Source organism: Thiobacillus sp., assembly GCF_024708915.1.
Genome location: NZ_JANJXQ010000067.1, coordinates 1 through 9,530, shown reverse-complemented (window position 1 = coordinate 9,530; position 9,530 = coordinate 1). Strand labels below are relative to the sequence as shown.

General features: G+C 65.7%; 14 protein-coding genes. 3 read left to right on the top strand and 11 right to left on the bottom strand.

Features of this window, described 5'->3' with window-relative positions; translation table 11 throughout:
- The 5 genes from Q0L94_RS05215 to bamE all read right to left on the bottom strand — a co-directional run.
- Window positions 1-291: hypothetical protein (locus Q0L94_RS05215; protein ID WP_296750825.1), on the bottom strand; the 291-nt coding region annotated here is incomplete at its 3' end.
- 2 nt (window positions 292-293) lie between these two features.
- A complete protein-coding gene (gene carA, locus Q0L94_RS05210) occupies window positions 294-1,433 on the bottom strand; it encodes a glutamine-hydrolyzing carbamoyl-phosphate synthase small subunit (RefSeq protein WP_296750824.1) in 1,140 nt (379 codons plus the stop codon).
- Window positions 1,434-1,588: 155 nt separating this feature from the next.
- Window positions 1,589-1,861, bottom strand: coding sequence for a glutaredoxin domain-containing protein (locus Q0L94_RS05205; protein WP_296750822.1), 273 nt, complete (start codon window positions 1,859-1,861; stop codon window positions 1,589-1,591).
- 18 nt (window positions 1,862-1,879) lie between these two features.
- Complete coding sequence (dapB, locus tag Q0L94_RS05200) at window positions 1,880-2,683, bottom strand: 4-hydroxy-tetrahydrodipicolinate reductase (RefSeq protein WP_296750820.1); 804 nt, start codon at window positions 2,681-2,683, stop codon at window positions 1,880-1,882.
- Window positions 2,680-3,801 (bottom strand): outer membrane protein assembly factor BamE, encoded by a 1,122-nt coding sequence (gene bamE, locus Q0L94_RS05195; RefSeq protein ID WP_296750817.1) that lies wholly within the window; start codon window positions 3,799-3,801, stop codon window positions 2,680-2,682. The genes dapB and bamE overlap by 4 nt, the downstream gene beginning before the upstream one ends.
- 80 nt (window positions 3,802-3,881) lie before the next feature.
- On the opposite strand from bamE, the gene fur reads away from it, so the two are divergent.
- Entirely contained in the window at window positions 3,882-4,331 is a 450-nt protein-coding gene (fur, locus tag Q0L94_RS05190; RefSeq protein ID WP_296750814.1) for a ferric iron uptake transcriptional regulator, read from the top strand.
- A 6-nt stretch (window positions 4,332-4,337) separates the two neighbouring features.
- Here the strand turns inward: fur and Q0L94_RS05185 are convergent, their stop codons facing one another.
- The 4 genes from Q0L94_RS05185 to Q0L94_RS05170 are packed head-to-tail and all read right to left on the bottom strand — an operon-like array spanning window position 4,338 to window position 7,415.
- Window positions 4,338-5,207 (bottom strand): cobalamin-binding protein, encoded by an 870-nt coding sequence (locus tag Q0L94_RS05185; RefSeq protein ID WP_296750812.1) that lies wholly within the window; start codon window positions 5,205-5,207, stop codon window positions 4,338-4,340.
- Window positions 5,204-5,800: a histidine phosphatase family protein gene (locus Q0L94_RS05180; RefSeq protein ID WP_296750810.1), complete on the bottom strand. Its 597-nt coding sequence runs from the start codon at window positions 5,798-5,800 to the stop codon at window positions 5,204-5,206. Before Q0L94_RS05180 ends, Q0L94_RS05185 begins: the two co-directional genes overlap by 4 nt.
- Window positions 5,797-6,921, bottom strand: coding sequence for a glutamate 5-kinase (gene proB, locus Q0L94_RS05175; protein ID WP_296750809.1), 1,125 nt, complete (start codon window positions 6,919-6,921; stop codon window positions 5,797-5,799). Before proB ends, Q0L94_RS05180 begins: the two co-directional genes overlap by 4 nt.
- A complete protein-coding gene (locus Q0L94_RS05170; RefSeq protein ID WP_296750804.1) occupies window positions 6,918-7,415 on the bottom strand; it encodes a CNP1-like family protein in 498 nt (165 codons plus the stop codon). The genes proB and Q0L94_RS05170 overlap by 4 nt, the downstream gene beginning before the upstream one ends.
- A gap of 153 nt (window positions 7,416-7,568) precedes the next feature.
- Here Q0L94_RS05170 and Q0L94_RS05165 point away from each other — a divergent pair, with 153 nt between their 5' ends.
- Window positions 7,569-8,477, top strand: a complete 909-nt coding sequence (locus Q0L94_RS05165; RefSeq protein WP_366799229.1) for a cation diffusion facilitator family transporter — start codon at window positions 7,569-7,571, stop codon at window positions 8,475-8,477.
- Here the strand turns inward: Q0L94_RS05165 and Q0L94_RS05160 are convergent.
- On the bottom strand, window positions 8,450-8,848 hold the full coding sequence (locus tag Q0L94_RS05160) for a DUF2784 domain-containing protein (protein WP_296750799.1): 399 nt from the start codon (window positions 8,846-8,848) through the stop codon (window positions 8,450-8,452). The genes Q0L94_RS05165 and Q0L94_RS05160 overlap by 28 nt on opposite strands.
- A 95-nt stretch (window positions 8,849-8,943) precedes the next feature.
- Between Q0L94_RS05160 and Q0L94_RS05155 the strand changes: the two genes are divergently transcribed.
- Entirely contained in the window at window positions 8,944-9,216 is a 273-nt protein-coding gene (locus tag Q0L94_RS05155) for a hypothetical protein (protein ID WP_296750797.1), read from the top strand.
- A 26-nt stretch (window positions 9,217-9,242) separates the two neighbouring features.
- Here the strand turns inward: Q0L94_RS05155 and soxZ are convergent.
- A partial coding sequence (gene soxZ / locus Q0L94_RS05150; RefSeq protein WP_296750794.1) for a thiosulfate oxidation carrier complex protein SoxZ occupies window positions 9,243-9,530 on the bottom strand: 288 nt, incomplete at its 5' end.

Here is a 9,530-nt window from a genome sequence, read left to right as displayed (position 1 = left end):
GTTGAGCGCGGTCTGCCCGCCCATGGTCGGCAGCAGCGCATCCGGGCGCTCCTGCTCGATGATCTTCTCGACCACCTGCCAGGAAATCGGCTCGATGTAGGTGACGTCGGCCATGTCCGGGTCGGTCATGATCGTCGCCGGATTGCTGTTGACGAGGATGACCTTGTAGCCCTCCTCGCGCAGCGCCTTGCACGCCTGCGCGCCGGAGTAGTCGAATTCGCACGCCTGGCCGATGACGATCGGGCCGGCGCCGATGATGAGGATGCTTTTCAGGTCTGTGCGCTTGGGCATGATCAGTGTGCTCCGGCGTGATCGGCCATCAGCTGGATGAATCGGTCGAACAAATAACCCACGTCGTGCGGGCCGGGACTGGCTTCGGGATGCCCCTGGAAGCTGAACGCGGGGGCATCGGTGCGGGCGATGCCCTGCAGCGAGCCGTCGAACAGCGAGACATGGGTGCTGCGGATATTGGATGGAAGCGTCGCCGCATCCACCGCGAAACCGTGGTTCTGGCTGGTGATGGCGACCCGCCCGCTGTCGAGGTCTTTCACTGGATGGTTGGCACCGTGGTGGCCGAACTTCATCTTGACGGTCCTGGCGCCCGAGGCCAGCGCCAGCAGCTGGTGGCCGAGGCAGATACCGAACAGCGGGATCTTCGCTGCCACCAGATCGCCGACCGCCTGGATCGCATAATCGCACGGCTCCGGATCGCCCGGGCCGTTGGAGAGGAAAATGCCGTCCGGTTTCAGCGCCAGCGCCTGCTCCGCGCTGGCGGTCGCCGGCAGCACGGTCAGACGGCAGCCGCGCTCGGCGAGCATCCGCAGGATATTGCGCTTGACGCCGTAATCGAAGGCCACGACATGGAAACGCGGCGCGCTCAGTTGAGCATAGCCACGCCCGAGCTTCCATTCGGTTTGATTCCATTCGTACGCCGCCGGCGCACTCACCACCTTGGCGAGGTCCATGCCGGCCAGGCCGGGGAACGCGCGCGCGGCGTCGAGCGCCTTTGCCTCATCCACCGCGCCTGCCATGATGCAGCCGCTCTGCGCGCCCTTTTCGCGCAGGATGCGCGTCAGCCGGCGGGTGTCGATGTCGGCAATGGCGACGATGTTCTGGCTCTTGAGGTAATCGGACAGCGATTGGCTGGCACGGAAATTCGAATGCAGTCGCGGCACATCGCGCACCACCAGTCCCGCCGCATGGATGCGGTCCGCCTCGACGTCCTCGGCATTGACGCCGGTGTTACCGATATGGGGATAGGTCAGCGTGACGATTTGCCGCGAATATGAAGGGTCGGTAAGGATTTCCTGATAACCGGTCAGCGCGGTATTGAATACCACCTCGCCGGTCGTGGTGCCGTCGGCACCGATCGACAGGCCGCGAAACACCGAGCCGTCAGCTAAAACCAGGATGGCAGGTTGGGCACGAGACAAGGAAGACTCCGCAAGACTATGAGCGTGACGCAAGTGACAAAATTCAGGCGGGCCGCTTGCGCGCACCCGCCTGAACTTGAATTGCGCAATTGTAGCCGATCCGAAGCCTGGCTTCAATGCCGGGCGGTGCCTTCCGGGCCGCCCCCTGCTTCGGGTCAGGGCTGGAGATGGTCCAGGCCGCCGTCCATATCGAGCTCGGTCAATTCGGTAAAACCGCCGATGCAGATGCCGTCGACCACGATCTGCGGAACGGTGCGCGCGCCGTTGGTGACGACGGAGAATTCCTTCATCGCCTCGCGGTCGAGGTCGATGCGGACTTCGTCGTAGCCGATGCCGCGCTTGTCGAGAAAAGCCTTGGCCTTGACGCAGATGGGGCAGGTGCCGGTGCTGTAGACCTTGACGGCATTCATGGTGGGTTCCTGTTGCATGCGGTTATCCGGTTTCGGCTATTTCAAATTCAGCACATCGCGCATGTCGTACAGACCCGGCGCGCGGCGCTGCAGCCATTTGGCGGCGCGCAGCGCGCCCTGGGCGAAGGTGGCGCGGCTGCTGGCCTTGTGGGTGAGTTCGACGCGTTCACCGATGCCGGCGAACAACAGCGTGTGGTCACCGACGATGTCGCCGCCGCGCACGGTGGCAAAGCCGATGGTCTTGGGATCGCGCTCGCCGGTGACGCCCTCGCGTCCGTAGACCGCGCAGCTGGCGAGATCGCGATCGATCGCGCGCGCCACCGCCTGCCCCAGGCCCAGCGCGGTGCCGGAGGGCGCATCGACCTTGTGGCGGTGGTGCGCCTCGATGATTTCGATGTCGTAGCCGTCCTGCAGCACCTGCGCGGCAAGCTCTGCCAGCTTCATCAGGAGATTCACGCCCACGCTCATATTCGGCGCAAACACGATGGGTATCCGTTGCGCCGCCGCGGCAATGTGCGCCTTGCCGGCGTCATCGAAGCCGGTGGTGCCGATGACCAGCGGCACCTTCGCCGCAACGCAGGCATCGAGATAGCCTGCCGTGGCCTCGGGACGAGTGAAGTCGATCAGCGCCTGCGCGCCCTGCAGGGCGACGGCCGGCTGATCGCTGATGCGCACGCCGCTGGCGCCTCCCCAGGCGGCACCGGCATCCTGCCCTGCGAGCGGACTGCCGGAACGGTCGATCGCCGCGCACAGCGCGCAGGCGGGATCGGCTGTCACGGCTTCAAGCAGCGCGCGCCCCATGCGGCCGGACACGCCGGCAATCGCGATCTGCACGCTCATGGCCGGGCACCGGGCAAAACCGACAGCACCTTTTCCTCGACGATCAGCCAGCGGCCGCCGCGTTCGACCATGTTCAACTGCTTGACCACCGCGTCGCGGTAGCTGTCGGAACGGTAAAACTGATTGAAGGTCACCGTGGCAGCAGCGTCGCCCGTCCGCTCGACCACGGGCGAATCGATTTCAAGATCGATGCGTTTGGCCGCGTTCAGCACCTGGCGCTTGCGCTTCTCCCAATCGGCACGATTGACGCCGCCCGGCGGAACAAAACCGGCATCGTAGGCAGCAAGATAGGTTTCGTTGTCGCGCCGCGCCCAGGCATCCGCCCATTCGTTTAGCGCTTTCAGCACCGTGGCGTCGCTCGCCACCGTCGGCGGAACCGCCGCCGGGAAAGGCGGAATGACGTCCGGCTGGATTTTCGCCACATCGGTCTCGGGCTGCAGGCTCAGTTCGGCTGGCGGACGCGGATCGACGTACGCCGGCGCATTTTTCGGGCTGGGCAGCGGCGGCACGACGCTGCTTGCCGCGGTTGAAGCCTGTGCGGGCTGCGACGCCGCAACCGCCGCGGGCGCAGCCGTCGCTGCCGCAACGGGAGGCGCCGTGACCGCAGGAGGTGCTGCAACCGCAGGGTCCGTAGCGGCCGGGGGGACGGTCGGGGCAACCGTTTGGGGCTGGGAAGCCGCTGCCGGAAGTGGCGCAGGCTGAGGCGCGGTTGCTGCAGGCATCGGCGCGGTTGTCACGGCCGGCGGCGCAACCGGGGCTTCGGCTTTCGGCGCGGCCTGCACGACAGGCGCGGGCCCGGCCGGCGGCAGGTCGCCGTCGATGCGCGCCAGCGTGTCGCCGTCGAAAAACAGCGTGATGCGCTTTTGCTCGGCCAGCTTGCCGGCCTTGTAATACACGTACACGTAATCCCAGCGATCGCTCCGGAACGGATCGACCACCAGCGGGGTACCCAGCAGGAAGCGGACTTGCGAACGATTGAGGCCGAGCTTCAAACGGGCGACGTTTTCCTGGTCGAGCGCATTGCCCTGTTGCACATCGATGCGGTGGGGGCCGATTTTGACGCTGGAACACCCGGCAGCCAGACTCAGAAGCAGAACAGGAATCAGGAAATGACGCATAACCGAGAAGCCGGAAGGGTTTGGGCGGGTTGGAAAAGAACGTATCATAACGTATTCGCGTTCCCGTTCTGGAGCCTCTTTTGAGCAATCCGTACGACCTCAAGAGCATTGGCCTGAAAGCCACTTTGCCGCGCCTGAAAATTCTCGACCTGTTCGAGCAGAGCAACAAGCGCCACATGACCGCAGAGGAAGTCTATCGGTTGCTGTCCGACGAAGGCCAGGATATCGGTCTCGCCACCGTCTACCGTGTGCTCACCCAGTTCGAGCAGGCCGGCCTGCTGATACGCCACCATTTCGACAGCGACAAGGCGGTGTTCGAGCTCGACCATGGCGATCACCACGACCATCTGGTCTGTCTTCAATGCGGCAAGGTCGAAGAGTTTTTCGACAGCGAAATCGAAAAACGCCAGGCCCGCATCGCCAAGGAACGCGGTTTTGCCATCAACGATCACTCATTGCAGATCTACGCCGACTGCATCAAGGAAAACTGCCCCAACCGCAAGCCGGGCGACAACCGTCACCGGGCGTAACACCCCTTATTGCAACAGGCGCCAGGGCGCCAGCGCCGCACACAGAGCGGCCACACCCTCGATCAGGCGCGGCGTGGGGCGATGCAGGCGATCCGCATCCAGCCGCACAAACGCCTGGTTTTTCACCGCCGGCAGGCCGCCAAAACGCTGCCACTGGCGGCGCACGTCGGGCGCATCGCTGCCGCTCACAATCAGCGCCGGCGCGCGCCGCAGCACCGCCTCGCGCGACACCACCGGGGAGACTGCGCGCAGGTCGGCAAACACATTGCGCGCACCACACAGCGCCAAGGCATCGCTGATCCAGTGCTGCCCGCCCACTGTCATCAGCGGCTGGTCCCAGACCTGATAGAACACGTCGACCGGCGGGCGCCGGGTGGCCTGAACCCGCAGCGCGGCCAGTCTGGCGGAAAAATCCCGCGCGGCCGCCTCGCCCTCCCCGGCATGACCGCTCGCCTGCCCGATCAGGCGCAGCAGGCGCGCCACATCGGCAAGCCGGGTGGCCTGCGTGTGCAGCACCGGCACACCCAGTTTTTCCAGGCTGTGAATGTCGGCCGCGCGGTTGCCGCCGACCCAGACGACGACCAGATCCGGTTTCAGCGCCAGAATGCGCTCGAAGTTGATGCGGCTGTAGTCGCCGACGCGTGGAAGCATTGTCGCCGCTTCGGGATAATCGCTCGCGCTGTCCACCCCGACCACCTGCGCACCCGCGCCGGCGGCGAACAGCAGTTCAGTGAGATGCGGCGTCAGCGACACGATGCGCTGCGGCGGCCGCTCGAGTTCGAGCGTGCGCCCGGCATCATCGACCATGCGGATGGCGGCGGCCTGCGCTGGCGCGGCCAGCAGCAGGCATGCCAGAAGAACAATGCGGCGGATCACCGGGCGATGCGCGAACTGCCGTGGAAAATCAGGCTCGCGTGTTCGCCGTCGAAGCGCAGCCGGGTCAACCCGGCACTCGCCACCTCGATGCGGTAGGCGTGTTCCAGGGGGATGTGCAGCGCCCACGCCAGCGCCATGCGGATCACCCCGGCGTGCCCCACCAGCAGCACGTGCTGGCCGGCATGCTGCGTGAGGAGGTCGCTGAGCGCGGCAGCCACGCGGGCATGGAAAGCGGCCAGCGGCTCGGCGCCGGCCGGGCGCGCATTGACCGGATCGGCCTTGAAGCGCGCCAGCGTGCCGGGCGTCTCCTGCTCGATCTCGGCAGCCGACTTGCCCTCCCATTCGCCGAAGCCGACTTCCTTCAGCCGCGCGTCCACTGCCAGCGGCAGGCCGTGACGGCCGGCCAGCGTTTCGGCAAACGCATGGCAGCGCAGCAGGGGCGACGCCACGATGCGCGTCCACGGCGCCGCATCGCCGACCGCCGCATGCATCTGCGCCCAGCCTTTTTCCGACAGCGGATCGTCGATCTGGCCGCGATACCTGCGCCCGCCGACGGGCTCGCCGTGGCGCAGCAAGTCGAGCGTGGTGGTCACGCCAGCACCACCAGATTGTCGCGGTGGATCAATTCCGGTTCATCGATGTAGCCGAGTTCGGCCTCGATCGCGCTGCTCGGCTTGCCGGCGATGCGGCGTGCCTCGCCGGCGCTGTAATTGGTGAGGCCACGCGCAACTTCGCGGCCGTCGGTATCGACCACCGCCACCACTTCGCCGCGTTCGAATTCGCCGGTCACGCCCCTCACGCCGACCGGCAGCAGGCTCTTGCCCTCCTCGCGCAAGGCGCGCACCGCGCCGTCGTCGAGCACCACGCCGCCGCGCAATTGCAGATGATCCGCCAGCCACTGCCGCCGCGCGGCAAGCGGCGCCTGGCGGGCGATCAGTTGACTGCCGATGGCTTCGCCCGCGGCCAGCCGCAACAGCACGCGTTCTTCGCGGCCGCAGCAAATCACGGTGTGCGCGCCGCTTCTGGCCGCGCGCCTGGCGGCGAGTATCTTGGTCAGCATGCCGCCGGTGCCGACACTGCTGCCCGCCCCGCCTGCCATGCGTTCGAGCTCGGGATCGCCTGCGTGCGCCTCCATCACCAGCGTCGCCTGCGGATCCCGGCGCGGGTCGGCGGTATACAGGCCGGTCTGATCGGTGAGGATGACGAGACAGTCGGCTTCGATCAGATTGGTCACCAGCGCGCCCAACGTGTCGTTGTCGCCAAGGCGGATTTCGTCGGTGGCAACCGTATCGTTCTCGTTGATGATCGGCACCGCGCGCAACTCCAGCAGCGTGCGCAGGGTCCAGCGCGCATTCAGGTAGCGGGTGCGGTCGGCAAGATCCTCGTGGGTGAGCAGCACCTGCGCGGCATGCAGGCCGTGGGTGCGGAAGATCGATTCGTACGCCTGCACCAGTCCCATCTGCCCCACCGCGGCAGCCGCCTGCAATTCGTTGACGGCCTTCGGGCGCTTCTTCCAGCCCAGGCGCGCGATACCCTCGGCAATCGCGCCGGACGATACCAGCACCACTTCCTTGCCCTGCGCGGTCAGCGCGGCAATCTGCTCGGCCCAGCGCGACAGCGCGGCGTGATCGAGCCCGCGCCCCTCGGCGGTGACCAGGCTGGAACCGACCTTGACGACGATGCGCCGCGCGTGTTTGACGGCCGAAGCGCTCATCGTGCCGCCCGCCGCAGATTCTGCACCGCCTCCCTGGCGTCCCGGACACGCAGGCCGTTGGGACAGAAGTGGTCTTCGTACAGGGCTTTCTGGTACGACAGCAGCGAGCGGAACCTGATGCTTTCCCAGCCGGCGTTGCGCGCCTTCGACCAGGTGCCGCCGGGGTGGCCGTAAGCATACAGGCGGCGTTCGCCGGATTCGCAGCGCAGGCCCTCGAAGGATACGTTTTTCGCCCCGCCCGCGGCCTCGACCACCACGACGTAGCGCACCACGTTGTCGGCGCCGATGCTGATCGATTCGGCGTCGACGAAGAACTTGTTGCGCGTCGCCGACGACACGTTGAACGGAATCAGGTTTTCGGCCTTGGGGTACGGCGGCAGCTGCGACGCCACCTCGGCCCAGGGTTTGTCCTGTTCGAATTCGCCTTCGAAATCGATCCATGCGGCATGGGCGGCAAGGGGCAGGCACAACAGCAGGACGGGCAGGATTTTCATGCCCGGCATTTTATTGATTCAGCCGCAGGATGTCTGCAAGAAAGATCGGCGCGGCAAGAAATGCCGCGGCTCATGCGGCTGGGATAAAATCCGGTGCACGCAATGAAACAGGGCATGGAAATCCGGATTGGATCGTTCCCGCTGAAAATCGACATGCTGCCCGCCTCCCTCAAACGCTACGCCTGGCTCTCCATCGCTGCGGCCCTTGCCACCATCCTGCTCAAGGGCTGGGCCTGGTGGCTCACCGGCTCGGTCGGTCTGCTGTCCGACGCAATCGAGTCCTTCGTCAATCTGGCAGGAGCGATGATGGCGCTGGCCATGCTGTCGCTGGCGGCCATGCCTGCGGACGACAACCACGCGCACGGCCACGGCAAGGCGGAGTATTTCTCCAGCGCATTCGAAGGCTTTCTCATCCTCATTGCCGCCGTCAGCATCGCGTATGCCGCCATCGAGCGCCTGTTAAACCCGCAGCCGCTGGAAGCGGTGGGGATCGGCCTGGCAGTGTCGGTGGTCGCCTCGGCGATCAACCTGGTCACGTCGCGCACCCTCATGGGGGTAGGCCGCAAATACAAATCCATCGCCCTGGAAGCCGACGCCCGCCACCTGCTCACCGATGTCTGGACGTCCGCAGGGGTCATTGCAGGGGTCGGACTGGTATGGGCGACCGGCTGGCTCTGGCTCGATCCGGCGATCGCCTTGCTGGTGGCCCTGAATATCGTGTGGACCGGGTGGCAACTGCTGCAGCGCTCCGCCGCAGGGCTGATGGACGTTTCCCTCCCCGAGGAGGAAATCAGGGCCATCGAAGCCATCCTCGACGGCTACCGCCAGCAGGGGCTGGAATTTCACGCCCTGCGCACGCGCCAGGCCGGCACCCGCGCCTTCATTACCCTGCATGTCCTGATGCCTGGCGCCTGGACGATCCAGCAGGGGCATGACTGCTCGGAGCGCCTCGAAGCCGACATCCGCCAGGCCGTGCCGCACGCTCACATCACCACACACCTGGAACCGATGGAAGACCCCGTCTCACTGGCCGATCAGGAACTGGATCGCCGGTCGGATTGAGCCTGCCGGGCTTGGCGGCGCCAGACCCGGAAAGCCAGCGCATACGCCACCAGATTCACCCCCACGACCACCCCGCCCAGCACCTGCTGGAGCGGCAGGGTCAGCTGCCCTGGATACAAGATCGGCAGCAGGATGCGTTCGACGAAATCGCCGCCGTAGGCGCTGCCCCCGCCGACGACGCGCAGGTGGTTTTCCAGCGGCGTGAGCGGGCAGACCCCGCCGCTGAATTCGATGAACGCGCCCCAGGCGGCGGCTGGCAGATGCAGCCAGACCAGCCTCGGCCAGCGCAACAGCAGAAACCCGCCTGCCACCACGAAGGCGACGAAAAGCAGGTGCACGATCACCACTGCGTCGGCAAGGATGGCGGCCATGCTCATTGCCAGGAAACCAGGGCTGCCATGCGTTCTCCTTTCTTCCATTCGAACGGCACGAACCCTGCGATGCCCACCGCGCCTGCGCCTCGTCCATGCCCTGTAGCGGCGGCAGTTTCAGCCGCCGCCTGGCGCGTGGACACGTGGGCAGCCTTGAGACATTGTCACAACGCCACGTCGTCGAGGGCATCCAGCTCCGTACCACCGAGAATGCTGCCACCAAGTCAACAGAATTCAATATGGGACGCAAGCAATTCACCTTGCTTGCGTCCCATCTTTTCTTGTTTTCTGATCGCAACAGCGGCCCGAAGCAGTGCAGATTACACCTTGCCGACCTGACTGCGGCGCCAATGGATATCTTCCATTGACGCCGCAGTCAATGCGCGCAACAGCATCATCCGATGGTGGCTTCGGCGGAGTTCTTGTCGCCTTTATTGTCGACCCAGTTGACGACGACCTTGTCGCCTTTCTTGGGCCCCTTGACCTTGAATCCCAGGTAGGGGTTCTTGGAGATGCCGGTGCCGAAGTCGGCGTTCAGCACCGCGGCGCCGTTGACGGTGGCCGTCACGTCCTGAATGAAGTGGGCGGGCACCAGTTGGCCGGTTTTGGCGTCTTTGCGCAGACCGGTTTCCATCGGGTGGTTCATCAGCACTTTGACGTCGGCGACGTCGCCTGCCATGGT

Excerpts from the sequence above, each read along its gene's own strand:
- Q0L94_RS05160 (WP_296750799.1), bottom strand. The coding sequence starts at position 8,848 with ATGGCCGCCATCCTTGCCGACGCAGTGGTGATCGTGCACCTGCTTTTC.
- Q0L94_RS05170 (WP_296750804.1), bottom strand. The coding sequence starts at position 7,415 with ATGAAAATCCTGCCCGTCCTGCTGTTGTGCCTGCCCCTTGCCGCCCAT.
- Q0L94_RS05165 (WP_366799229.1), top strand. The coding sequence starts at position 7,569 with ATGCTGCCCGCCTCCCTCAAACGCTACGCCTGGCTCTCCATCGCTGCG.
- bamE (WP_296750817.1), bottom strand. The coding sequence starts at position 3,801 with ATGCGTCATTTCCTGATTCCTGTTCTGCTTCTGAGTCTGGCTGCCGGG.
- Q0L94_RS05205 (WP_296750822.1), bottom strand. The coding sequence starts at position 1,861 with ATGCAACAGGAACCCACCATGAATGCCGTCAAGGTCTACAGCACCGGC.
- Q0L94_RS05155 (WP_296750797.1), top strand. The coding sequence starts at position 8,944 with ATGCCCTGTAGCGGCGGCAGTTTCAGCCGCCGCCTGGCGCGTGGACAC.
- proB (WP_296750809.1), bottom strand. The coding sequence starts at position 6,921 with ATGAGCGCTTCGGCCGTCAAACACGCGCGGCGCATCGTCGTCAAGGTC.
- dapB (WP_296750820.1), bottom strand. The coding sequence starts at position 2,683 with ATGAGCGTGCAGATCGCGATTGCCGGCGTGTCCGGCCGCATGGGGCGC.